The following is a 25453-nucleotide window of genomic DNA, read 5'->3' as shown; positions in this document are numbered from 1 at the left end:
TACGCAGCCGGGCCGGCGGATGACGCGGCCAAGGTGGCGCCATGCCACCGCTACCGGCCATGCGTTTCGGATCGGGTGTTCGCCACAGCTATGCTCGCCCCGCCTCGCCGGGGCGCCGTGGGGAGCCGATGACCGACACGCAAACCCTTGCCCATGCGCTGCCCGCGCCATCATGCCCTGCACCCGCGCTGGCAACGGCATCGGCACTGGCCCTGTCACCAGCGCTGGGCCAGGAAAGCGGGGTCATGCAAGGCGGCAATGACGGCGCCGGTATCTCCCCCGGCGATGGCGACCACAGCGACGCTGCCGCAGATGCCGCCGCCGCTCCGTGCGTCAACCGTGGCGACAGCGCGGCACTGCTCGCAGCCGATCTCGCCGCCTATGCCGCAGAGGCGGCAGCGTGGCGCGCCGCCGCCCAGCACGCGCGCCTGGCCGCGGCGCAGCAGGCCGAGCGGCACGAACGCGCCTTGGCCAGCTACGAAACACGCGTGGCGGCGCTGGAAGATTCGCCGGCCTATCGCCTGGGAGACGCACTGTTGCAGCGCTGGCGCAAGCCGCAGCGCTGGCTCGGCATGCCTGCCGCGCTGCTTGCGCTGCGCCGTCCGGCAACGCGTCCCTCCCCCGCCATCCCCGCCTTACCCGAAGCCACCCCGGCGCAGGACGATGCCTTGGCACAGGTTCCGCCTCCCGCCGCTCTCCCGCCTCTGCCGCGCCTGTCACCCATGGCTCTGTCACGGGCAGAGGCCCAGGCCGCGCGCAAGGCCCAGCAACACGAACGCCGCGCGCGGATCGCGCGGGCCGACGCCCATGCGGCACGGGCACGAGCGCTGCGCCAGTCTGATCCCGTGGCGGCCGCGCAGGCCGCGCAAGAGGCCCATGCCGCCGATCCGCAACCGTGGCGGGCGAAATGGCTGGCATTCCGGCTATACGATGCCGGCGAACTGACCCGGCCTGCCGCACTGCTTGCCGGCCTGCCGGCCGATACCGCGCTCAGCGGATCGGAAAGCAGCCGCGCGCAGCAAATCCAGGCCCTGGCCGCCATGGCGCAGGCCCTGCCAGACCTGCCGCCTGTGGCTGCCCCGGCCTATGACCCGCGCCCGCAAAGCCTGCTCTATTGCGCTGCCAGCGCCCTGCCCTGGCACACCAGCGGCTATACCACCCGCACCCAGGCCTTGCTGCGCGCACTGCTGGCGCAAGGCGTCGATCTGGTGGCGCTGACCCGCGCCGGCTATCCCTGGGACCGCGCCGACAGCAACGGCACGCCAGAGGCCCTGGCCAGCAGCCATGAGGGCCTTGATTGGCAGCACGTGCGCCAGCCCAGCCAGGCCCTGCCGCTCGATATCTATATCGAGCGGGCCAGCGTGGGCATTGCCCGCCTGGCCAAGGCACGCCGCGTCGCCGCGATCCACGCCGCGTCCAACCACGTCAACGCCCTGCCCGCGCTGATCGCGGCGCGGCGTCTGGGCATTCCCTTCCACTATGAACTGCGCGGCCTGTGGGAAATGAGCCGCGCGGCCAATGTACCCGGCTTTGCCGGCAGCCAGCGCCATGCCCTGGGCCTTGAGCTGGAAGCCTTCGTGGCGCGCCATGCCGATCGGCTCTTTGCCATCTCGGCGGCGCTGGCCGATCATGTCATCGGGCAATGGGGCCTCGATCCCGCCCGCCTGGCCTTGCTGCCCAATGGCATCGACGTGTCGGCCTTTGCCGGGATTGCCGCCGCGCGCCAAGCCACCACCACCACGATCGGCTATGCCGGCGCGCTCGTCGCCTATGAAGGGCTGGACCTGCTGCTCGATGCCCTGGCCATGCTGCATGCGCAGGGCTTGCGCATCGATCTGGTGATCATGGGCGATGGCCCCTTGCGCCAAAGCCTGGAGGAGCAGGCCGCGCGCCTGGGCCTGGCGCAGGCCGTCACCTTTGCCGGCCGGCTCGAACCCGATGCCGCACGGGCGCGCATGGCCGCCTGCCACATCGCCTGCCTGCCGCGCCGCCGCAGCGACGTGACCGAACTGATCCCGCCGATCAAGCTGGTCGAGGCCATGGCCCTGGGCCTGCCCGCCGTGGTGCCCGATCTGCCGGTGTTCCGTGCCGAGGCGCAGGAGGGCGAAACCGCCCTGTTCTTTACCCCCGGCGATGCCGCCGACCTGGCGCGCGCGATTGCCGCCCTAGCCAACGATCCTGCCATGACCCGCCGCATCGGCCAGGCCGCCCAGGACCATGCCGCAACCCACCGCGACTGGGACACCATCGCCCGCGCCATCACCCTGATGCTGCGCGAGCCGGAACCGGAACCGGAACCGGAGCCAGAACCGGAGTCACTGCCCGAGCCGGCTGCGCCCGCCACAGACGACGCCGATGCCGCGCGCCGTGCTGCCGAACACGTGTTGGCCCGGGCAGCTACGTGGACACGCGAGGCGCGCGCCCTAGCCGCAACAAATCTGCCAGCCGCGATTGCACTTGCGGAACAGGCCCAGGCGATCGATCCGCAGCCCTGGCGCGCCAAATGGCTGGGCCTGCGCCTGCACGAAGCGGGTGAAACGGCGCGGGCGATGGACCTGTTGCAGACCCTGCCCGCCGACCTGCCGCTCAACCGATCGGAAGCGCGGCGCATTCAGCAGATCCTGCATCCACGCGCGCCGGAACCGGCCCCCGACCCGGCGGAACTGGCCGCCGCGCAGGCCGCGCGAGAAAGGGCCCAGGCCCAGGCGCTGGCCCGCACCCTGACCGAAGAGGCGCGCCAGGTTCAGGACAGCGATCCACTGGCGGCGGCCCGGCTGGGCGAGCAGGCTTATGCCGCCGATCCGCAGCCCTGGCGCGCCAAGTGGCTCGGCCTGCGCCTGCACGAGGCGGGCGAAACCGCGCGGGCGATAGACCTGTTGCAGACCCTGCCCGCTGACCTGCCGCTCAGCCGATCGGAAGCGCGGCGCATCCAGCAGATCCTGCATCCACCCGCGCCCGAACCGGCCCCCGATCCGGCGGAACTGGCCGCCGCGCAAGCGGCGCGGGAACGGGCCCAGGCCCAGGCGCTGGCCCGTACCCTGACCGAAGAGGCGCGCCAGATTCAGGACAGCGATCCTCTGGGGGCAGCCCGGCTGGGCGAGCAGGCTTATGCCGCCGATCCGCAACCGTGGCGGGCGAAATGGCTGGCATTCCGGCTCTATGACGCCGGCGAACTGACCCGGCCCGCTGCACTGCTTGCCGGCCTGCCGGCCGATACCGCGCTCAGCGGATCGGAAAGCAGCCGCGCGCAGCAAATCCAGGCCCTGGCCGCCATGGCGCAGGCCCTGCCAGACCTGCCGCCTGTGGCTGCCCCGGCCTATGACCCGCGCCCGCAAAGCCTGCTCTATTGCGCTGCCAGCGCCCTGCCCTGGCACACCAGCGGCTATACCACCCGCACCCAGGCCTTGCTGCGCGCACTGCTGGCGCAAGGCGTCGATCTGGTGGCGCTGACCCGCGCCGGCTATCCCTGGGACCGCGCCGACAGCAACGGCACGCCAGAGGCCCTGGCCAGCAGCCATGAGGGCCTTGATTGGCAGCACGTGCGCCAGCCCAGCCAGGCCCTGCCGCTCGATATCTATATCGAGCGGGCCAGCGTGGGCATTGCCCGCCTGGCCAAGGCACGCCGCGTCGCCGCGATCCACGCCGCGTCCAACCACGTCAACGCCCTGCCCGCGCTGATCGCGGCGCGGCGTCTGGGCATTCCCTTCCACTATGAACTGCGCGGCCTGTGGGAAATGAGCCGCGCGGCCAATGTACCCGGCTTTGCCGGCAGCCAGCGCCATGCCCTGGGCCTTGAGCTGGAAGCCTTCGTGGCGCGCCATGCCGATCGCGTCTTTGCCATCTCGGCGCCGCTGGCCGATCATGTCATCGGGCAATGGGGCCTCGATCCCGCGCGCCTGGCCTTGCTGCCCAATGGCATCGACGCGCCTGCCTTTGCCGGGATTGCCGCCGCGCGCCACGCCACCACCACGATCGGCTATGCCGGCGCGCTCGTCGCCTATGAAGGGCTGGACCTGCTGCTCGATGCCCTGGCCATGCTACATGCGCAGGGCTTGCGCATCGATCTGGTGATCATGGGCGATGGCCCCTTGCGCGACAGCCTGGAAGAGCAGGCCGCGCGCCTGGGCCTGGCGCAGGCCGTCAGTTTCACCGGGCGCCTCGAACCCGATGCCGCGCGGGCACGCATGGCCGCCTGCCACATCGCCTGCCTGCCACGCCGCCGCAGCGCGGTGACCGAACTGGTGCCGCCGATCAAGCTGGTCGACGCCATGGCCCTGGGCCTGCCCGCCGTGGTGCCCGATCTCCCGGTGTTCCGTGCCGAGGCGCAGGAGGGCGAAACTGCGCTGTTCTTCGCCCCCAGCGATGCCGTAGACCTGGCGCAGGCCATCGCCACCCTGGCCCGTGATCCCGGCATGGCCCACCGCATGGGCCAGGCCGCCCGCGACCATGCCACCGCCCACCGCGACTGGGCCAGCATCACACAAGCCATCACGCAGACGCTGCCCAGCCGCGATATCGATGCGCAGGATGAGGCGGCGGACCTCGCCGAAGTGGATGAAAGTGGCTGGATCGTGGCCGACGCGCCCCGGCTGATCGCCGCATTGGGCGACGATGACTTGGCCAGCGTGAACGCCGCCATGGCTGCCACCGCGTTTGCCGATGCGGCGCAAGCCGCGCGCGAATGGCTGCGCCTGGGCAAGGCGGCAGGCGAAGCGGGCCACCTGGCGGCGGAGAAGCAAGCCGCCGAGGCCGCCGTGGCGATCGACCGGGGCCTGAGCACCCTCACCGGCGCCTATGCCGCCGCACAGCGCGCGGGGGCGTTTGACCACTGCGCGCGCTGGATGCTGGAAATGCGCCACCATCCCGATGCGCGGGCCAATCCTTTCGCGCAGGCCCGGATCGAGCGCCTGGGCCTGGGGCTGGCCGGGCAGCTGGACCTGCTCCAGTTGATCGCCCCGCGCGGGCCACGGCTGCTCGCGCCGGTGCCAGGCCGTATCTGCTACATGCTACACAACAGCCTGCCCTATGCCACCGGCGGCTATGCCACGCGCACCCATGGCCTGGCGGACGGACTGATCGCGGCGGGTTGCGATGTGCTGGCGATGACGCGGCCGGGCTTTCCCCATGATGTGCTGCAAGACCTGGCGGACAGCGCCGTGCCCGAGGCTGACGTGATCGACGGTGTGCCCTATCTGCGCACGCCCACGCCGGCCCGCACCGATCTGCGCTATGTGCACTATATTCCCGCCGCCGCCCGCGCGCTGGAAGAACGCTATCGCGCGCTGCGCCCGGCGCTGGTGATGGCGGCATCGAACCATCTCGTGGCGCTGCCCGCGCTGATCGCGGCGCGACGGCTGGGCATTCCCTTTGCCTATGAAGTGCGCGGTTTTTGGGAAGTGACCAAGATGTCGCGCGAGGAAAGCTATCGCGCGACGCCGGCCTATCAGGTGCAGGAACGGCTGGAGGCCGCGATTGCCCAGGCGGCCGACCAGGTTTTCACGCTGACCACGCCGATGGCCGAGGAACTGGCAGCACGCGGCGTGGCGCCAAGCCGCATCGCGCTGCTGCCCAATTCCTGCGATCCGGCACGCTTCACCCCGCGCCCACGCGATGCTGCGCTGGCCCGCCAGTTGGGCATTCCTGCGGACGTGCCGGTGATCGGCTACATCGGCACTTTCGTGGATTACGAAGGGCTGGACGATCTTGCCGCTGCGTGCGCGCTGCTCAAGGCGCAGGGCTGCGCGTTCCGCCTGCTGCTGGTGGGCAGCGAGAATACCAGCAGCACCATGGACGGCCCGATTGGCGCAGCGATTGCCGCCATGGCCGAGAACAGCGGCTTTGCCGACTGGCTGATCATGCCCGGCCGCGTGCCGCATGAAGCGGTGGAAAGCTGGTATTCGCTGATCGATATCTGCCCGTTCCCGCGCAAGCCCTGGCCGGTCTGCGAAATGGTGTCGCCGATGAAGCCTTTGGAAGCGCTGGCGATGGAAAAGGCCGTGGTAGTTTCCGACGTGCGCGCGCTGGCCGAGATGATTGCCGATGGGCACACCGGGCTGGCCTTTGCCAAGGGCGATGTGCCTGCCTTGGCTGAGACGCTGGCGCGGCTGATCGCTGATCCAGCCTTGCGTGCCTGGCTGGGCCGCCGGGGCCGCGCATGGGTTGCGGCGGAGCGCACCTGGCGCGGGGTGGGCGAGAGCGCGGCGCGCCTGCTGCACCCGCTGCTGGCACTGGATCATACACCGCTGATGCTGGAGGCGGCGCAATGACCAACATGAGCGCCTTTGTCCGCAGCCTGCGCCGCAAGCTCGCCACGCTGCGCCCCGGTGACAACCGCTTCAACGTGCGCACCCACACACTTCTGGCCCCACGCGGCCGGGATACGGTGCCGATTGCATTCCGTGTGCGCCTTGTTCCGCAGGCGACGCGCATGGTAGTGAGCCTGCACGGCGCGGCCGATCCGGCGCGACGCCACCGCGGGGTGTTCAACGGCTTCAATCCCGATCTGGCCGATTGCATTCAGGTGTCGGTGAGCGATCCCTCGCTGCAGGTGCCGGGCGATTTTGCCATCGCCTGGTATGCCGGGCACCAGGGTTTCGACACGCCCGCGCTGCTTGCCCGCGCCTTTGCCGAAATGGCCAAGGCCTGGGGCATCGAACGCACGATCTTTTTCGGCACGTCGGGCGGCGGATTCGCCGCCCTGGCGCAATCGCACGCCATGCCCGGATCGATTGCCGTGGTGGGCAACCCACAGACCCGCATCGCCCGCTATCACGCTCCGCTTGTGAGTGCCTATCGCGCGGCGTGCTGGCCTGCGCTGGCCAGCAATGCTGCGCTCGATGGGGTGATCATGGCCGATTGCACCGCGCTCTATGGCGCGGGCTTTCGCAACCTGGTGGTCTATATCCAGTCGCTGGGCGATCGGCACCATCGCCGCGCGCACATGCTGCCATTTGCGGCGGCGATTGCCGGGCTGACCGAGGCCGATCGCGTGCTGTTCCACAGCGATTTCCATGGCGTTCACGGCCACAGCCTGCCGCGCGATGCCTATGCCGACTGGTTGCGCGCCGCCGTGATCAGCCCCACCGCCACGCCGGCCGATCTGCTCGACACCTGGCATGCGCTGCGCCAGCGCCCGGCCCCGCCCACAGTGCCGGGCGGCGGCAAACCGGCCAAGGCCAAGCCCGGCCAGGTCGATGCCGCCGCGCAAGCCGCCAGCACGCGGCTGGAAGCCTGGCTGCGGCACCAGTTCACCAGCGCCGATGCCGCCACGCCTACTACGTCATTGCCTGCACCAGCCAAGGAACCTGCCTGATGCGCAACCCCTATCGCGGCCTGCCGCCGCGCGCCTTCTGGACGAGCGCCGTGGCCGAGCGCCACTTGGCAGACATTGCCGAACTGTGGGACCCGATCGCGCTCTCGCCCGAAGACCGCATAGCCACGGCCGGCAGCTGCTTTGCCCAGCATATCGGCCATGCCCTGGCCGCGCGCGGCGCGCACTTCCTCGATTGCGAGCCGCCGCCGCCGGTCTTTGCCGATGCGGACGAAGCGCGGCGGTTTGGCTATGGCGTGTTTTCGTGCCGCTATGGCAACGTCTATACCGCGCGGCAGATGCTGCAACTGGCGCAAGAGGCGCTGGGCCGCCGGCGCCCGGCCGAGGTGGTGTGGGAGCGCGAGGGCCGCTTTTACGACGCGCTGCGCCCTGCCGTCGATCCCGCCGGGCACGCCACGGCCGACACGGTGCTGCTGGCGCGGCGCCTGCATCTGGGGGCGGTGCGCACCATGCTGGAAACCATGGATGTCATAGTGTTCACCCTGGGCCTGACCGAATGCTGGGAAAGCCTGGCCGATGGCACGGTCTATCCCACCGCGCCCGGCACGCTGGCGGGCAGTTTCGATTCCGCAGCCCATGCCTTTCGCAATCTGCGCCATGCCGAGGTCTTGGCCGACATGGCCGCGTTCTGGGCCCTGGTGAAAGAGGTGAACCCCGCCGCGCGCATGCTGCTGACGGTTTCGCCCGTGCCGCTGATGGCCACGGCCAGCGCGGAGCATGTGCTGCCGGCCACGGTCTATTCCAAATCGGTGCTGCGCGCCGTGGCGGGTGATCTCGCCGCCGATCATGACGATATCGCCTATTTCCCCAGCTATGAGATCATCACCGGGCATCCCAGCCGGGGCATGTTCTTCAACCCCGATCTGCGCACGGTGAACGCGATGGGGGTGGACCTGGTGATGCGCCATTTCTTCACCGGCCCGCTGGCCAGCACCTTTGGCCCGCAGGGCCACGCTCCCGCAGCCGAGCCGGAGGCGATCTGCGAGGAAGGCCGCATTACCGAGACGCTGTGACACCCCCCTCTTGGCCAAGGACCACGACGCCCGTGCCCCCATCCCAGCGCCTGCCGCTTGAAACCTTCATCGTGCTGTGCGGCATGCCCCGCTGCGGCACGCGCCAGTTTGCCGATTTCCTCAATGCCCATCCGCGCCTGTGCCTGCAGGGCGAGATCCGCAGTGGCCTAGTGCAGACCATTCGCGCCACCCTGGCCGCCGGTGATCGCGCCTATGCCACGGGGTATGCCGCCAACTATTACCGGCAAAAGCGCGCGCAGGGCGTGATCGACCTGTTTACGCTGCTGTCCAAGGCGCGGCGGATCAGCAAGCCGGGGGCTGATCTGCACGGCTTCAAATGCCCACAGATGGAGCGGCAGAGCGCCGCGATCCGTGCCATCGTGCAGCCGGCATTTGCCCGGCTGGTGTGGTTGCACTGCATCCGCAACCCGGCCGATTGCTGGCTCTCGCTCAAAGCCATGCCATGGTTTTCCGACGACATGGACCAGTTCGTAGCGCGGTATTGCGACAGCCTGGACCAGGCGCGTGCGATTGCCGATGCGCCGGCCGCCGAGGGTCCCGACACCCGGATCAGCCCGCTCGATCTCGATGCCTTCATCGCGGCGGCAGACAAGCCTGCCTGGCTGGGGCGCCAGCTGTTTGCGCCGCTGGGCCTGGCGCCTTCACCCGAAGACCTCACCCGCATTGCCACCACGACAGACAACCGCAACGCCACGGCGCGCGCCACCGGCAGCGCGCGGGCGACGGCGCTGGACATGGCCGACCACGCGGCGATGGGGCGCCATGCGCCAAGGTTGGACCAGGCGATTGCCGCCTACAATGCGCGGTTCGGCACCGCGCTGGCGCTGCGCCTGCCGGTGGCAGAGGCGGTGGCGGCATGATCCGCCCCGGGCTTGTCGCCTTGGCCTTGCTGGCCCCGATCGCTGCGCACGGGGCCACGCTCTATCTGGCGCCCGATGGCAACGATGCGGCCGATGGCCGCAGCGCCAAGACGCCGCTCGCCACGCTGGGCGCGGCCATCGCCCGTGCGCAGCAGGCACCGGCGGGCGAGGAAACCCGCGTGATCGTGCTGCCCGGCGTCTATCGCGGGCAAAGCACCGATATCGACGGGCGGCGCCTGCATGGCCCGTTGACCCTGGCCGGGACCAGCGCCGATCCGGCCACCTATCCAGCGTTCGTGGGCGATGGCAGCGACACTTGGCTGCACTTTCGCGGCGCGGAGGGGCGCGACAGCGGGTTGACGGTGCGCGCCTTGCGTATCGCGCACTATGCCACGGCGATCAGCCTCAACGGCAATCGCAACGATCCGGCCGCGTTCAACCGGGGCACCGTGCTGGAAAACCTGGTGCTGGCGCAGATCGGCACGGACACGGGCTCCGCGCCAGGCCTGGCCCTGTCGACCGCCGCGATCCGCCTGGTCAATGCGCGCGATACCGTGGTGCGCGGGGTGTTCTTCCACACCATCCGCAATGCCCCGCGCGATAAATGCGGCGGCCTCCATGCGATCTATCTGGCCAGCCATTCCACCGGCGCACAGATAGAGGGCAACACCTTTCAGGATTTCTGCGGCAGCGCGATCAAGCTGCGCGATGCCTCGGGCGGGGCCACGATCCGCGCCAACCATTTCCGCGATGCCGATGGCGCGCCGGCCATCGAGGAGTGGTTCTGCGACATGACGCGCACTGATGCCTGCACCAAGGCGGGCGGGGAATGCCCCTCCACCGGCATTCGCGTAACCGGCAACGATTTCGGCAACCTGCCGGCAGACCGCCGCGTGATCGTGCGCGGATCGCGCGTGGCGCTATCGTGGTGTCCGCCGGGCAGCGCCACGGCGCCGCGCTTTCTGCTCGATGGCGGGCGGGCACTGCCGTGATCCTCGCGCCCTTTGCCCGGCTCAAGATCGCGCTGGTGGCCGATGAATTGACGCGCGCCTGCCTGGCGCCGGAATGCCAGATCATCGACGTGCCGGCACTGGCCACAGCCTATGGCTTTCACCGCCTGCTGGCCGCCGCGCGGCCCGACATGCTGCTGGTGGAAAGCACCTGGGCCGGATGGGGACAGACCTGGCAATATCGCGTGGCCAGCTATCCCGACCATTGGCTGCGTTCCAACCGGCGGCTGCGCGTGCTGGTGCGCATCGCCCGCGACATGGGCATTCCCACGGTGTTCTGGAACAAGGAAGACGGGGTTCATTTCGACCGTTTCATCGCCAGTGCGCGGCTGTTCGATCATGTCTTTACCGTCGATGCCAATTGCCTGGCGCGCTATCGCGCGGCGATGGGCGCGGGTGCTTCGGTCCATGTGCTGCCGTTTCCGGTGCAGCCGGCCTATCACCGTTTTACCGGGTTTGCCTTTGCCCGCCGCCAGGCCAATTTCGTCGGCAGCTATTCCACCCATGTGCACCCGGCGCGCCGTGCCTGGCAGGACATGGTCTTTGCCGCAGCGGTAAACAGTGGCCTGGGGCTGACGGTCTATGACCGCAATTCGGCGCGGCCATCATCGATCTATCGCTATCCCGCCAGCGCCGGGTTGACCGTGCATCCGGCCGTAGCCCATGCCGAAACCGCGCGCATCTACAAGGAAAACCTGGTCTCGCTCAACGTCAACACGGTGACGGATTCGGCCACGATGTTTTCCCGCCGGCTGGTGGAAATCCTGGCCTGTGGCGGCATTGCCGTTACCTCTGCCGCGCGATCGGTGGATACGCTGTTTGCCCGGTACTGCCACGTGGTCAGCGATGGCGCGCAGGCGCAAGACCTGTTTGCCCGGTTGTGCCACGGCCCGCAGCGGGATGACCTGGAACGCGCCCGCGCCGGCGCGGCGCATGTCGCCGCGCACCACACCTGGGACCGCCGCCTGGCCGAAGTGGCGGCGGTGGCCGGGGTCTGATCCTGCAACGCCAGCGGCAAACGGCCGGCGGAATGGCTCCATATCGAACAGGCTTTGCCAGGCGGGCGAGCGGCATAGGGCCCATTCCGGTGGCGCGTTACGGTGCTGCGCGATCTGCCACACGCTGCCTTGCCACCAACCCCACGGAAATCGGGCGTTTACTGCCTGCGAAACGGTTGTTTCCGCGCTGGTGACGCGGCGCGATCGCGATCACCCATCATCGGGTTGGCACGACCATGATGGAGCGGAGACGCACGGTGCGCGAAGGCAGCGAAAGCCGCGATGCCCGGTTGGCAGCAAGCGCTGGCTGGCACGGGCGGGCGGCAGACGGGGGATGGGCCAGCTTTGCGGGGAAACGCATCTTGCTGTTGCAGGGTCCAGTCGGGCCGTTCTTTTCCCGTCTCGCGCGCGATCTGCGCCGCGCCGGTGCCCAGATACGGAAAGTGAACTTCCACGCCGGAGACCAGGTGTTCTTTCCCGGCGGACATACTTGGCGCGGACCGATGGCGGAATGGCCAGCCTGGCTGGAGCGGCACCTGGCCGCCTGGCAGATCGATTGCGTGATGCTGTTCGGTGATTGCCGCCCGATGCACCAGGCAGCGCGCACGGTGTGCCAGCGCCACGGCGTGCCGGTGGGCGTGTTCGAGGAAGGCTATCTGCGGCCCAATCATGTCACGTTCGAATGGGGTGGGGTCAACGCCAACAGCACCCTGCCCCGTGATGCCCAGGCGCTGGTTGGCGCGACGCCAGCCGGGCCGTCCTGGCCACGGCCGGAAGGCGCTGCGCCGGCCGTGCCGGTCCCGCCCACTTTCTGGCGCATGGCGCTGTGGGCGATGCTCTATTTCACGGCTGGGGCGCTGTTTGCCTGGCGGTTTCCCCACTATGTCCACCATCGTCCGCTGGAACTGGCGCAGGCGCTGCCCTGGCTGCGCTCTGCCTGGCGCAAGCCGCTGCGCGCCCGGGCGCAGCGCGCGCTGCTGCCACGGCTGACCGGGGCCGAGAGCGGGCGCTGGTTCCTGGTGCCCTTGCAGGTGCACAACGATTCGCAGGTGCTGCACCATGCCGATACCGGCGGCGTGGCCGGGTTCATCGCGTCCACCATCGCCTCGTTTGCACGCCATGCGCCGCCCGATTGCCTGCTGGTGATCAAGCATCACCCGATGGATCGCGGGTATCGCGACTATCGCGCCCTGGTGGCGAGCGAGGCCGGGCGACACGGTTGCGCCGAACGGGTGCTGTGCCTGCACGATCAACCCACCCTGCTCCTGTTGCAGCATTGTCGCGGGGTGATCACCATCAACAGCACCGTTGGCTTGAGCGCCTTGGGCGCTGGGCGCGCCACAAAGACCATGGGCAAGGCGTTCTACGATATCCCTGGGCTTACTTACCAAGGCCCGCTGCACCGTTTCTGGCACGAAGCCCCCCAGGCCAGGCCCGACCGCGCGCTGTGGTTGACGCTGGAACGCACGATCATGGCCGAGGCGCTGCTCAACGGCAGCTTTTACCGCCGCGCCGCTCCCGGCAGTGCCACTGGTCTCACCACGGCGCCGCCGCCCGTCCCGCAGCATGGCCCGGTGAGCCTCGGCGCCTGGCCACCAGTGCCGCCTACAGACTCCAGTACTGCACCCCAGCCGGCAGCGCTTGTGGCGTAAGCGCGGATTTCACGTCGATCAACACCCCGCCGGGGCGAAGCATCGCGGCAATCGCCGCGCCGCCCAGCGCCGCATATTCGCGGTGCGACACGGCATAGATCACCGCGTCGAGATCGGCAAAATCATCGAGCGAACTGAGCGTGATGCCAAATTCGTGCGCCGCTGCGGCCGGCTCTGCCAGGGGATCGTGCACCAGCGGGGCGATGCCGAAATCGGCCAGCTCGCGCCAGATATCCTCGACCTTGGAATTGCGGATATCGGGCACGTTCTCCTTGAACGTCAGCCCGAGGATGCCGACCCGCGCCGACTTAAGCGCACATCCCGCCCCAGCCAGCATCTTGACCGTGCGCTGCGCGATATAGGCGCCCATGCCATCGTTGATGCGCCGCCCGGCCAGGATCACCTGCGGGTGATAGCCCAGCTGTTCGGCCTTGGCGGTGAGGTAATAGGGATCGACGCCGATGCAGTGGCCGCCGACCAGGCCGGGATAGAAGCGCAGGAAATTCCACTTGGTGCCGGCGGCCGCCAGCACTTCGCTGGTGCGGATGCCGACCAGATCGCAGATCTTGGAAATCTCGTTCATCAGGGCGATGTTGATGTCGCGCTGGGTGTTCTCGATCACCTTGGCGGCTTCGGCCACCTTGATCGAACTGGCCTTGTGAATGCCCGCTTCCACCACCGCGCCATAGAGATCGGCGAGCAGGTCCAGCGTTTCGGCGTCTTCGCCGGCCACGACCTTGACGATCTTTTCGAACGGATGCTCCTTGTCACCCGGATTGATCCGCTCGGGGCTATAGCCCAGCTTGAAATCGACGCCGGCCTTCAGGCCCGAAACCCGCTCGATCGTGGGGGCGCAGACTTCCTCGGTCGCGCCGGGATAGACCGTCGATTCGAACACGATCACGGTGCCCGGACGGATCACCTTGCCCAGCGTTTCGCAGGCCATCTGCACCGGGGTGAAATCGGGGCGGCGGCTTTCATCCACCGGCGTGGGCACGGTCACGATGATCACCGGGCAATCCGCCAGGGCCGCGGCATCGTCGGTCACCACCAGCGTGGATGCAGCCAGGTCCTCGGCCGAAACCTCGCCGGTATAGTCATGATGGGCGCGCAAGGTGGCGATGCGATGGGCGCTGACGTCAAAGCCCACCACGGCAAACTTGCGGGCAAAGGCAATCGCCAGGGGCAGGCCCACATAGCCCAGCCCGACCACACCGATCCTGGGACCGCCCGTCTGCGAAAACACCCCGTTGCCCTGCACGCCTGTTCCATTCCTGCTGATGCCAATTGCCTTTGGCCATAATCCCATGGCGTTACCAATCCGCAAATGGCCCAAGCCCTGCCCAAAGGACAGCAAAGCGCGCGTTCACCCCGTGCAACGGTGGGCCTTCCCCTGTCCGCGCTCTTTGACTAAGGGCACGATTAAACCGCTTTCATCCCGTCCCGCCACAACGGAGTCGCCCGATGTCCGACCTTGCCACGCTCGAAGCCCCCGTCACCAATCCGACGGTGCGCACCGACTGGAGCCGCGAGGAAATCGCCGCATTGTTCGACCTGCCGTTTACCGAGCTGGTGTTCCGTGCGGCGGCCGTGCACCGCGAACATCACCGCGCGGGTGAAGTGCAACTGTGCACGCTGCTGTCGATCAAGACCGGTGGTTGCCCGGAAGATTGCGGCTATTGCTCGCAAAGCGTCAAGGCCGACAGCGGCGTGGCGGCGAGCAAGCTGATGGATGTGCAGGCCGTGCTGCAATCAGCCGCCCAGGCGCGCGATGCCGGCTCCAAGCGGTTCTGCATGGGCGCAGCCTGGCGCAACCCCAAGGATCGCGACATGGACGCCATCGTGCAGATGGTGAAGGGCGTGCGCGAGATGGGGCTCGAAACCTGCATGACGCTGGGCATGCTGACCCCCGATCAGGCCGGCAAGCTGGCCGAGGCCGGCCTCGACTATTACAACCACAATATCGACACCTCGCCCGAACGCTATAACGAGGTGATCACCACCCGCACGTTCCAGGACCGCCTCGATACCTTGAGCGTGGTGCGCGAGGCCGGGATCAACGTCTGTTCGGGCGGCATTGTCGGCATGGGCGAAACCCGCGCCGATCGCGTCGGCTTTGTCCACGCCCTGGCCACGCTGGAACAGCACCCCGAAAGCGTGCCGGTCAACGCGCTGGTGCCGGTCAAGGGCACCGTGCTGGGCGACATGCTGGCCGATACGCCCATGGCCAAGATCGACGATATCGAGTTCGTGCGCACCGTGGCGGTGGCGCGCATCACCATGCCGCTGTCGATGGTGCGCCTTTCTGCCGGCCGCGAAAGCATGAGCGAGGCCACCCAGGCGCTGTGCTTCCTCGCGGGGGCCAACTCGATCTTCACTGGCGACAAGCTGCTGACCGCGCCCAATGCCGGCGACGACAGCGACGCGGCGATGTTCGCGCGCCTGGGCCTGAGGCCCATGGAAGGCGAAGAGCCGCTGCGCGCGATGAAGGCCGTTGGCGGCTGCTCGGGCGGCTGCGCGGCCTGATCGCATGGACAGCGTGAGCGCCACGGATCTGTGGCAGGCCCAGTCCGCCGATCTGGCGGGGTTGCAGGCGCGCGCCCGCCTGCGCACGCTGGCCCCGCGCGCCGGCGTGGATTTTGCCAGCAACGATTATCTCGGCCTGGCGCAGGCACCGCGCCTGCGCCAGGCCGTAGCCGATGCCCTGGCGCGCGGCGTGGCGGTGGGGTCGGGCGGATCACGCCTGCTGCGCGGCAACGATCCCGAGCACGAGGCGCTGGAGGCAGAAGCCGCCGCTTTCTTCGGCTGCGAAAGCACGCTGTGGTTCAGCGCCGGCTATGCCGGCAACGTGGCGTTGATTGCCACCCTGCCGCAGCGCGAAGACCTGGTGATCTATGACGAACTGATCCACGCCTCGGTCCACGAAGGCCTGCGGCTGACTCGCGCGCGCACGGCGATGGCGGCGCACAACGATGCCGATGCCTTTGCCACGCTGGCGGCGCAATGGCGCGCGCAGGGCCATACCGGGCGCCTGTGGCTCTGCGTGGAAAGCCTCTATTCCATGGATGGTGACCGCGCCCCGCTGGATGATCTTGCCGCTGTGGCGCAGCGCCATGGCGCGATCCTGGTGATCGACGAGGCGCACGCCACCGGCGTGTTCGGCCCCGATGGGCGTGGCTTGGCCGCGCATCTCGACGGGCGCGAAGACGTGATCGCGCTGCGCACCTGCGGCAAGGCGCTGGGCTGCGAAGGGGCGCTGGTGTGCGGCCCACGCGTAGTGCGCGATTTCCTGGTCAACCGCGGGCGCCCGTTCATCTTTTCCACCGCGCCCAGCCCGCTGATGGCCAGCGCCGTGCGCGAGGCCTTGCGCATCTGCGCCGACGAGCCAGAGCGCCGCGCCGCACTGTCCGCACTGATCGACCATGCCGCACGCCGGCTCGGCCCGCTAGGCGCCAGCGTCAGCGGCAGCCAGGTCATGCCGCTGATCCTGGGCGATGACGCGCGCACCATGGCCATGGCCGCACGGCTGCAGGTCGCCGGGTTTGACGTGCGCGGCATTCGCCCGCCCACCGTGCCCGCCGGGACCAGCCGTCTGCGCATTTCGCTAACGCTCAACGCCGCCCCGGCCGATGTCGATGCGCTGGCCGCCACCCTTGAGGAGATCCTGTGATGACCCGTTATGTCGTGACCGGAACCGATACCGGCATCGGCAAGACCGTGTTCAGTGCCGCCCTCGCCGGTGCGCTGCGCGCGCATTACTGGAAGCCGGTGCAATCCGGCCTGGATGACGGGGCAGACCGCGATGCCGTGGTCGCGCTGGCACAATTGCCGCCCGAACTGATCCTGCCCGAAGCCTATCGGCTGACGCAGCCGCTTTCGCCCCACCGCGCGGCAGAGCTGGACGGACTGCAGATCGATCCGGCGCGGCTTTCGCCGCCCGATCATGAACGCCTGGTGGTGGAAGGCGCCGGCGGCGCGCTGGTGCCGATCACGCGCGGCACGCTCTATGCCGATCTGTTTGCCTGGTGGAACCTGCCGGTGATCGTGGTGGCGCGCACGGCGCTGGGCACGATCAACCACAGCCTGCTGACGCTCGAAGCCCTGCGCGCGCGCGGCGTGCCGATCCACGGCATCGCCTTCGTCGGCGCCGAGAACGCAGATAACGAACAGACCATCGCCGCGATGGGCAAGGTGCGCCGCCTGGGCCGGCTCGACCCGCTCGATCCGCTTACCCCGGAAACCCTGGCCGCCGCCTTTGCCCGCGGCTTTGCGCTGGAGGATTTCGCATGACCCGCTCGCCCGTCTGGCATCCGTTCTGGCAGCACGGGCTGGGACTGCCCATTCCCAAGGTGGCGCGCGGCGAAGGGGCGGCGCTGATCCTGGAAGACGGTACCCGCGTGATCGATGCGATCTCGTCGTGGTGGGTGACCACGCATGGCCACAACAACCCGCGCATCATGGCCGCAATCCGCGCCCAGACCGAGCGGCTGGACCAAGTGATCTTTGCCGGCTGGACACACCAGCCCGCCGAAGACGTGGCGCGCGGCCTAGTGGCCATGCTGCCCGAAGCGCTGACCCGCGTGTTCTTTTCCGACAGCGGCAGCACTTGCGTGGAAGTAGCGCTGAAAATGGCGCTGGGCTTCTGGGCCAACCGTGGCGAGGCACGCCATCGCATCCTGGTGATGGAGCATTCCTATCACGGCGATACCATCGGCACGATGTCGGTGGGGGAACGCGGGGTCTATAACGCGGCCTATGCGCCGTTGCTGTTCGATGTGGGCACGATCCCGTTTCCAACCGGCGATGGCGCCAACACGATCGAAGCCCTGGAAGCCGCATGCCGCGAAAACCCGGCTGCGCTGATCGTGGAGCCGCTGGTGCTGGGCGCGGGCGGCATGCTGTTCTATCCGCCCGCTGTGCTGGCCGCGATGGCCGAGGTGTGCCGCCGCCATGGCGTGCTGTTCATTGCCGACGAGGTGATGACCGGGTTTGGCCGCACCGGCACCCTGCTGGCGTGCAACCAGGCCGGCGTGGTGCCCGATATCCTGTGCCTGGCCAAGGGCCTGACCGGCGGATCGATGCCGCTGGCCGTCACCGTGGCGCAAGAGCCGATCTTTGCCGCGCACTGGTCAACCGACCGGGCCAAGCTGTTCTACCACTCGTCCAGCTATACCGCGAACCCGATCGCCTGCGCGGCGGCGGTGGAAAACCTGGCGATCTGGCGTGAAGAGCCGGTGCAGGCGCGCATCGATGCCCTGGGGCAGAACCAGCAGACACTGCTCGATCGCCTCGCCGCGCTGCCCGGCGCGCAACATCCCCGCCGCTGCGGCACGATCATCGCCGTGGATTTCGCCACGCCCGATGGCGGCTATCTTTCCGCCCTGGCGCCACACCTGATGGCCTTTGCCCGCGATCACGGCGTCTTGCTGCGCCCGCTGGGCAACACCGTCTATGTCCTGCCGCCCTATTGCATCAGCGCGGCAGACCTGGCGCGGGTGGGCGATGTGGTGGAGGAAGGGCTGGCGGCCCTGCCGCGCCCCGAGCGCGCCATCTAGCCAGGCGTTGAAATCAATAGAGGTGGCGCGTCGATGCACCCATGAACGGGAAACGCACGACGCGGCCGGTGGCCAGCGATGACTTGAACAGGATGCGCGCCTTGTCGGCATCCTCGATCGTCACGAATACCAGATGCGTGCCGCCAGACTTGAGCGGCTCGATCGAACTGATGCGCAGGGCATTGGCCTTGCACCGCTTGGCGGCATCGCCCTCGTCGATGGACAGGTTGAGCGCGCGCGTGGTGGTGATGGTTGTCATGGGAAAACCTCGTGCAGGGGGGAGGCAGGGGGCGCCGGTTGATCACTCGCCCGTGCATGGTGCGCAGGCAGAAGGAAGCGGGGCCGAAAAATGGGTGACGTGCTGTCCCGTCAGCCCGCCTCAGGCGGCAGCGGCTGACTCGCCCGCAGGCAGCGTGCACCATTCCGGATAGGCTGCCACGCCCAGCTTCTGGCGCAGCCGCGCAATGCGGGTTTCATAATGCCGCACGAGATCATAGCGGCTGCCCACGTGATGGTCTTGCCGCGTCTGGGCATCCATCACGGCAACCTGATGCTGAAAAAGAAGATGATTGAGGTCCACAGCCGTTCTCCTGCCAGATGCGGGAGCACGATGGTCTCTCAGGCGCCGATTGCATCCAAGATTTTGCATCATGACGGGGGGCGATGCGCAGCCTATGCAGAATTTCTGCAAAAAATTCAAGCGGAAATTTCGAAATTCAGCAATTATATAATTCAAAATCAATTTGCATAATATCATTCACTCCCTCGCCATTTCAGAATTATAAATACCTATTACAGATAATATTCAGTGGTAATTTATTCGCGATGGCAGATTTTACTTTCCTCCCAACTGCACGCACTGCCTGAAAAACCGCATCGGCCTTGCCGGCAACAGCAAAGCCGGTGCCCGTTCCCCCGCCGTGATCATCACCTGATCCAGCGGCACCGCATCAGCGGACGCGCCAGCGGGGAAAGCCTGGACAAGGCAGCGGCCATGCCGGGGCCTGAACGCGGCAGGAACCGGAACCGGTCTCGCGCCCGAGGCCGCAAGCCATGCCGGGCGGCCAAAGCGGTAGCGCCGGGCAGGATGGATCACCTGAAGGTCCACCGCGCCGGCATATTGGCCCAGCACCAGTGGCTTGCCCTGTTCGAACAAGATGCCAGGCCGCCCACCCAACAGGCGCGCTGCCGCCACCTGCGCCGGGCGCGCGCCGGCATCAAGGTCGGTCACCGTAGCCTGATCGATCGTCAAGGGATCGATACCGGTCATGCGTTTGAGCCGCGCCGCCATCCAGTCAATCTTGGGATTGCCTTCGCCGGTCTCGTTGATCGGGGCTTCGGCGACATGGCTATGCCCGACATAGATCAATACCTTCTGGCCCGGAAAGCGTGCCATCAATGCCGCCAGATTTTCGGCCTGAGCCTGTTCGCGCGCCACGACGTTGGCCTGCCGATCCGCAGGATGGGCGGCGGCAGATTGTTCCTCGGTCTGCTCATAGGCGGCAGGGGCATACCCCATGGCGAGCGCGGCGCGGACGAACCGCGCATAGACTGGGTCAAGGGTGTAAAAGCCGGTTCCACGGCGGACAAAGCCATCGTGCCTGAGCCGCGCCATGATCTTTCCAGCCGGGTCGTTGTAGAACGCCTCCGCCGCCAGGACGCCATAGCCCAAGGGGCGCAGGGCGCGGGCAACCTGCAAGGCGAACATGCGATCGCGCGGGCTGATATGCGCTTCGTTCAGGATGACGATGCGAGTATCTTTCGCCCGCTTGACGATTTCGGCAATCGCATCGTGGGCAACCGCCTGCTGAACGCGCGCGATCCAGTCGCGCTGGATCAATGGGGCTGAATGCGCCCGATCCAGCGTTGCCAAGTCGAGTTCGCCAGTCACCATGACGCTTTCTTGCTGCCACATCTGATAGGCATATTCGTCTTTCACCCGCCCCTGCGGATCGAACGCCAGCTTGGCCAGTTTGTCGCGCGCCGTAAGGTAATGCCCCTGGTCGAGCAGGGACATGGCCGCGTCGACCTGGGGCGGTGGCCCGGACGATTGCGCCATGGCCGGCGCGGCGATGAGCAGAGCCAGCGGGACGAGAGCTTTCATCGGTAGCGCTTCCCTCGACAGCAGAGACCTGCCCGGTTGTGGCATGGGCGGCTGGCGCTGCCAACCGCGGCACGGGGGTTTCGGAGCACGGCTCCGCTACGCATTTCCCCCTAATAGCCAATATGTTCCTGGCAAAGAAGACTGCGCCGGCGTCAACCGCGTCTGGAGCGGCCATGTTAAACGATTGCGGCAAGACTGTGCCTCTCGGGTGGCGAATCCCTGCCGCCTGTTGCTGGCAACGTGCAGGACGGCCGCTAATGGCGCTTATTAAGAACACCCGGTTTCGCCAGTCGCTGCTGGTCACGGCCGGCATTGTGGCGGCCCCCGCCCTGGCGGCGACGGTGATCATCACCACGGGCAAGGCCACCTCTTCGGCCAGCGCCACGCCAGGCGCTGCGCCGGTAACGCTGGCAAGCAGCGCCGGCGGCGTGGCCCCTGCGGCCGCAACGTCAAGCGCGGCCAAGGCGGCAGCGCCTGCCGTGGGCGCGTCCCTGCTGCTGGGTGCGCAAACCCATTTCAGCCAGGGCTGGCCAGCCGGGGTGGGCGATCTGGCGGCACAGGCGCAAGCGCCGCTGTTGCGCGATTCGCTGCCCTGGGCGGCGGGGGAGACAGCCAAGGGGCGCTACACCCTGGACAGCGCGGCGGCGCAGAACCTGATGGCGGCGTGCCAGGCCGGGCGGCGCCTGATCCTGACGGAGATTCCTGCCAACCCGCTGTATGACAACGGCCTGTGGGTCTCTTCAGAACAGGGCCGCACGGCGTTTGCCGCCTATCTGGGCGCGCTGAAGGACAAGTTCGGCAACTGCCTGGCCGCGATCGAGCTGGGCAACGAGATCAACGGCAGCCGCGCTATGGTCTTTGCCGCTGGGATCGACAGCGTGGCCGCCTATGTGCGGATCGCGGCAGCGGCCCATGCGCGGCTGGGCGGCAACCCGGCGCTGCTCGGTGGATCGACCAACATGATCGGCACCGGTTATCTGCGCCCGCTGTTTGCTGCCGGGCTGCTCGCCCAGGTCGATGGGATTGCCGTGCACCCCTATCGCAACCGCGCCGAAGGGCTGGACGTGGAACTGGTGCAACTCGCCTTGGCCATGGATGCAGCGGGCCCGCGCGTGCCGGTCTGGGCCACCGAGTTTGGCCTCGCCACCAGCGACCAGGCCACCGCAGCCGGCGAACTGGTCAAGCAGGCCACGATGCTGGCCGCCAATGGGGTGGGCCAGGCGAGCTGGTATGCCCTGATCGACCAGGGCGGATTTCCCACCATGGGGCTGTTTGCCGGCACCGCGATCAAGGACCAGGGCCGCGCGTTCCGCTTCCTGCAGGCCAGCGTGCTGCCCAAGGGGCGCCCGGTGCGGCTGGATTTGGGCGATCCGCTGCTGTTCGCCTATCGCCTGGGCAGCGATACCACGGTGATCTGGGGCGCACCGCGCGGGCTGGTGCTGGGCAGCGGCACGCGTGCCTATGGCCCCACCGGCCAGGCGCTGGCAACGCCGATGATCGGCGATCAGCCCATCGTGCTCGTCGGCACAGGCTATACGCTGGGCGCCTCGGCCGTGGTGGCCGATACCCTGCTGGGATGGGGCACGCCGGCCTGGCGCTATTTCGTGCGCAACCGGGCGGGCAGCGACACCGCGCTCGATTGGCTGGACGATACCTGGACCGGCTATTTCGGCAACAAGTTCAGCAAGCCGCTGCGCATCAACGCCACCAGCGCCGCGCCGGCCGGCGATGCCGCTGCGCCATTGCGCGCGGTGTGGCGCTATACCGCGCCGGTAGCCCAGGCGCTGGACCTGCGTGGCTGCTTTGCCAAGGCGCCGGGCGGCGACGGGGTGGACCTCGTCGTGCTGCGCAATGGCAAGGCGTTGTGGCAGGGCGTGCTGACCACTGGCCTGCAACCCGGCCCGGTGCCGGTGGACCTGGCGAAGGGGGATCGGCTCGACATCGTTGCCGGGCCGAACCAGGCCTTTGGCAGCGACGCGTTCTTCTATCGCGTGGTGCTGTTCCGCCGGGGGCAGAGTGCGGCGGTAGCCTGCCCCAATTGATCAGGGTGTCGTTGCCGGCGCGGGCACAGGCGCAGGCGCAGGCGCCTGGTTTGCCACGCGCCGCGCGGTGATCACTTTCACCGGCTGGGCCAGCATCTGCCCGCGCATGGCGCCTTCGCCCATCGTCGGCGAAATCGGCATGTCCCAGATCTTGCGCACCACATCCATGCCCGAAACCACATGCCCGAAGGCGGCATAGCCCAGCTGCCGATCGGGATCGGCATTGGCCGGATCGGCATCGAGGCCGGGCATGTCTGACAGCAGGATGGAGAAATCCGAGGTCGCCGTGCCCGGCGCCAGCCGCGCCAGCGACAGCGTGCCGGCTTTGTGCAGGATGCCGGTCTGGCTGGTCGGTTCATGGGCCACCGGCTTGAACAGCTTGGCGGCATCGCGAATGCCGCCCTGCAACAGGCCATTGGGCTGCTGCCCCCAGGCAAGGTGCATGGCGCGATAGAACGTCATCCCGTCATAGCGCTTGGCATCCACGTAATGCAGGAAGTTGCCCACGCTGATCGGGGCATGCTTGCCATCGAGTTCGACCACGATGGTGCCCTGGTCGGTCACCAAGGCCACGGTCGCGACATCGGGCACGGGCGCCGGCGCGGGGGCAACCCTGGCGGGCACAGCCTTGCGTGCGGGGGCGGCGAGGGCAGCAGAGGCACAGGCGAGATTTGCGGCGGCAAGCGCCATCACGGCGAATCGGATCTTCATCCCGGTATCCTGCCCGATCAGGGCCAGGCCGGTAAATGGCCCGATGCACGGCATGGTTAACGCCGCGATAGCAACGATCCACAGGGGTATGGTTACCGATCCGTGAAGGCCCGCACTCTAGTTTTCCGGCGATTGCCGCAAACCGCCGGAGCCAGCCGCCATGCTTCGTTTCAATATTTCTGCCAAGCTGATGTCAGCCTTTGCCGTGCTGCTGGCGGTGATGGCCGCGATCAGCGTCGTGGGCGTCAACCGCATCGGCGAGGTGAACGCGATCGCCACCGAAATGCGCGAGCGCTGGCTGCCGGCCTCGCAATCGCTGGGTGATCTGCACAGCTATCTCTCGCAATACCGCATCAAGCAGGCCGAGGTGGTCTATACCCCCGGGCCGCGCTCGGCCAAGCTGGCGCGCAACGCGCAAGTGGTGATCGACAAGACAATTGCCGATTACCGCAGCGAGATCGCCACGCCGCAGCAAACGGCGCTGCTCGACCAGTTCGAGAAGGGCTGGCGCGATTTCACCGCCGATACCGATCGCCTGATCACCGTGGCGCAAAGCGATCCTGCCGCCGCCCATGCCGCGCTTAATGCGCAATCGCTCGATCACTATTACGCGCTGGAAGACCTCGTGCTGCAGCTGATCGATCTCAACGCCAAGGGCGCCGGGGCGATTTCGGAACAGAGCGCAACGATCTACACCTCGGCCCAGCGCTTCATGGTGGGGGCAGCCGTCGCCGCGCTGGTGGTGGCGGTGTTCATGCTGGTGGTGCTGATGGCCACGGTGGCGCGGCCGGTCAAAAGGATGAGCGCGGCGGTGGACCGCCTGGCCGCCGGCGATATCACGATCGACGTGCCGGGCCTGGCCCGCGCAGACGAACTGGGCCAGCTGGCCCGCGCGCTCGACGGGTTCAAGGCGCTGTTCGCCCGCGACGTGCAGCGCGCGCGCGAAGAACAGGCCCGCGCCGAAGAAGCCAACGTGACGATTGGCGCGATTGGCGGCGGCCTTGCTGCCTTGGCGCAGGGAGACCTGACTCACCGCGTGGCGGAAAACGGCCATGGCGCGATGGGCAAGCTGCACCTGGATTACAACGCCGCGCTGGGTGAAATGAGCCAGGTGCTGGGCCGCATCGTGGCCGGCTGCCGCACGATCAAGCTGGGCATCGACGAGATCGCCGCCGCCTCCTCAGACCTCTCGGCCCGATCGGAGCAGCAGGCCAATGCCCTGGCGCAGACCGCGCGCACGCTCAACGAATTTACCGGCACGGTAAAGATCACCGCCGACAATGCGCGGCAGACCAGCGGCCGCCTGCGCGTGGCGCGCGATACCGCCGGCCAGGTGGAAACCATTGCCCACGATGCGGTGGGGGCCATGCGATCGATCGAGGACAGCTCGCGCCAGATGGCCGAGATCATTGCCGTGATCGACGGCATCGCGTTCCAGACCAACCTGCTCGCGCTCAACGCCGGCGTAGAGGCCGCGCGCGCCGGGGATGCCGGCAAGGGCTTTGCCGTGGTGGCATCGGAAGTGCGCGCCCTGGCCCAGCGCAGCGCCGACGCGGCCAAGGATATCAAGACCCTGATCACCACGAGTTCACAGCAGATCGCCGGTGGCGTGGCCCTGGTCGAAGGCAGTGGCGAAGCGCTGCGCCAGATCGTGGGCGAAGTGAACGCGGTCTCGGGCCTGGTCGAGGAAATTGCCGAAGCAGCCGAAAAGCAGGCCGACGGCATCGGCGAAATCTCGCGCATGGTGTCAGACATGGATTCGTTCACCCAGCGCAATGCAGCGATGGTGGAGGAAAGCACCGCCAGCACGCGCACCCTGTCGAGCGAGACCGACAGCCTGATGGAACAGCTGGGCCGCTTTCGCCTGGCCGGTGGCGATGCCACGCCTGTGGCCGCGCCGCGCGTGGTGCCTATGCCGCCGGCCGAACCAGCGCCAGTTGTCGTGCGCCCGGCCTCACTCGCTCTGGCGACGCTGCCATCGGAAGAACCGGCCGCCCCGCCCGCGCGTCCGGCTCCCGGCCGGGCGGCGGCCGCAGGCAACCTGGCGGTGGATGACTGGAGCGAGTTCTGACGCGCAGCTGCGTAATTGTCCGCAGGGGCGGCGCATGGCGATGCTAACCCCGCGCCGGGGATAACGGCAGCGTTGCAGAGGCGAGG

Annotated in this window: 18 protein-coding genes; 13 read left to right on the top strand and 5 right to left on the bottom strand. The window is 68.0% G+C overall.

Annotation, left to right across the window (positions count from 1 at the left end):
- Positions 1–41 precede the first annotated feature (41 nt).
- The 7 genes from IP65_RS13340 to IP65_RS13310 all read left to right on the top strand — a co-directional run bounded on the left by IP65_RS13340 (position 42) and on the right by IP65_RS13310 (position 12884).
- A complete protein-coding gene (locus IP65_RS13340; protein ID WP_082350146.1) occupies positions 42–6266 on the top strand; it encodes a glycosyltransferase in 6225 nt (2074 codons plus the stop codon).
- Complete coding sequence (locus tag IP65_RS13335; protein WP_054132054.1) at positions 6263–7312, top strand: hypothetical protein; 1050 nt, start codon at positions 6263–6265, stop codon at positions 7310–7312. Before IP65_RS13340 ends, IP65_RS13335 begins: the two co-directional genes overlap by 4 nt.
- Positions 7312–8343: a GSCFA domain-containing protein gene (locus IP65_RS13330; protein ID WP_054132053.1), complete on the top strand. Its 1032-nt coding sequence runs from the start codon at positions 7312–7314 to the stop codon at positions 8341–8343. Before IP65_RS13335 ends, IP65_RS13330 begins: the two co-directional genes overlap by 1 nt.
- Before the next feature lie 32 nt (positions 8344–8375).
- A complete protein-coding gene (locus IP65_RS13325) occupies positions 8376–9224 on the top strand; it encodes a hypothetical protein (RefSeq protein WP_054132052.1) in 849 nt (282 codons plus the stop codon).
- Positions 9221–10216: a hypothetical protein gene (locus IP65_RS21725; RefSeq protein WP_054132051.1), complete on the top strand. Its 996-nt coding sequence runs from the start codon at positions 9221–9223 to the stop codon at positions 10214–10216. Before IP65_RS13325 ends, IP65_RS21725 begins: the two co-directional genes overlap by 4 nt.
- A complete protein-coding gene (locus IP65_RS13315) occupies positions 10213–11232 on the top strand; it encodes a glycosyltransferase (RefSeq protein ID WP_197279252.1) in 1020 nt (339 codons plus the stop codon). The genes IP65_RS21725 and IP65_RS13315 overlap by 4 nt, the downstream gene beginning before the upstream one ends.
- Positions 11233–11468: 236 nt before the next feature.
- Positions 11469–12884 (top strand): capsule biosynthesis protein, encoded by a 1416-nt coding sequence (locus tag IP65_RS13310; RefSeq protein WP_082350144.1) that lies wholly within the window; start codon positions 11469–11471, stop codon positions 12882–12884.
- On the opposite strand, the gene IP65_RS13305 is transcribed toward IP65_RS13310, so the two are convergent.
- Positions 12838–14145 carry a nucleotide sugar dehydrogenase gene (locus IP65_RS13305; RefSeq protein ID WP_231627710.1) on the bottom strand — a complete coding sequence of 436 codons (1308 nt, stop codon included), beginning with the start codon at positions 14143–14145 and terminating at the stop codon, positions 12838–12840. The two genes, IP65_RS13310 and IP65_RS13305, sit on opposite strands and share 47 nt — an antisense overlap.
- Positions 14146–14348: 203 nt before the next feature.
- On the opposite strand from IP65_RS13305, the gene bioB reads away from it, so the two are divergent.
- The 4 genes from bioB to IP65_RS13285 are packed head-to-tail and all read left to right on the top strand — an operon-like array spanning position 14349 to position 18439.
- On the top strand, positions 14349–15410 hold the full coding sequence (gene bioB, locus IP65_RS13300; RefSeq protein WP_054132049.1) for a biotin synthase BioB: 1062 nt from the start codon (positions 14349–14351) through the stop codon (positions 15408–15410).
- A gap of 4 nt (positions 15411–15414) precedes the next feature.
- Positions 15415–16554, top strand: coding sequence for an 8-amino-7-oxononanoate synthase (locus tag IP65_RS13295; protein ID WP_054132048.1), 1140 nt, complete (start codon positions 15415–15417; stop codon positions 16552–16554).
- The gene (gene bioD, locus IP65_RS13290) at positions 16554–17174 is read left to right on the top strand and encodes a dethiobiotin synthase (RefSeq protein WP_054132047.1); all 621 of its coding nucleotides are present in this window, start codon (positions 16554–16556) and stop codon (positions 17172–17174) included. Before IP65_RS13295 ends, bioD begins: the two co-directional genes overlap by 1 nt.
- Positions 17171–18439, top strand: coding sequence for an adenosylmethionine--8-amino-7-oxononanoate transaminase (locus IP65_RS13285; RefSeq protein WP_054132046.1), 1269 nt, complete (start codon positions 17171–17173; stop codon positions 18437–18439). Before bioD ends, IP65_RS13285 begins: the two co-directional genes overlap by 4 nt.
- 13 nt (positions 18440–18452) lie before the next feature.
- Here the strand turns inward: IP65_RS13285 and IP65_RS13280 are convergent, their stop codons facing one another.
- The 3 genes from IP65_RS13280 to IP65_RS13270 form a co-directional block, all read right to left on the bottom strand.
- Complete coding sequence (locus IP65_RS13280; RefSeq protein ID WP_022677013.1) at positions 18453–18698, bottom strand: hypothetical protein; 246 nt, start codon at positions 18696–18698, stop codon at positions 18453–18455.
- 120 nt (positions 18699–18818) lie between these two features.
- A complete protein-coding gene (locus tag IP65_RS13275) occupies positions 18819–18977 on the bottom strand; it encodes a hypothetical protein (RefSeq protein ID WP_211183277.1) in 159 nt (52 codons plus the stop codon).
- A gap of 297 nt (positions 18978–19274) precedes the next feature.
- Positions 19275–20543, bottom strand: coding sequence for a hypothetical protein (locus tag IP65_RS13270; RefSeq protein ID WP_054132044.1), 1269 nt, complete (start codon positions 20541–20543; stop codon positions 19275–19277).
- 257 nt (positions 20544–20800) lie between these two features.
- Between IP65_RS13270 and IP65_RS13265 the strand changes: the two genes are divergently transcribed.
- Positions 20801–22585 (top strand): hypothetical protein, encoded by a 1785-nt coding sequence (locus tag IP65_RS13265; RefSeq protein WP_054132043.1) that lies wholly within the window; start codon positions 20801–20803, stop codon positions 22583–22585.
- Here IP65_RS13265 and IP65_RS13260 read toward each other — a convergent pair whose 3' ends face one another.
- The gene (locus IP65_RS13260; protein WP_054132123.1) at positions 22586–23296 is read right to left on the bottom strand and encodes a peptidylprolyl isomerase; all 711 of its coding nucleotides are present in this window, start codon (positions 23294–23296) and stop codon (positions 22586–22588) included.
- A 160-nt stretch (positions 23297–23456) separates the two neighbouring features.
- On the opposite strand from IP65_RS13260, the gene IP65_RS13255 reads away from it, so the two are divergent.
- Complete coding sequence (locus IP65_RS13255) at positions 23457–25367, top strand: methyl-accepting chemotaxis protein (protein ID WP_054132042.1); 1911 nt, start codon at positions 23457–23459, stop codon at positions 25365–25367.
- Positions 25368–25453: the final 86 nt, after the last annotated feature.

Source organism: Novosphingobium sp. AAP1 (assembly GCF_001295765.1).
In the GTDB taxonomy this organism is placed as follows: domain Bacteria; phylum Pseudomonadota; class Alphaproteobacteria; order Sphingomonadales; family Sphingomonadaceae; genus Novosphingobium; species Novosphingobium capsulatum.
Note: the sequence above shows the minus strand (reverse complement) of the source record. Positions and strands in the feature narration are given on the sequence as shown.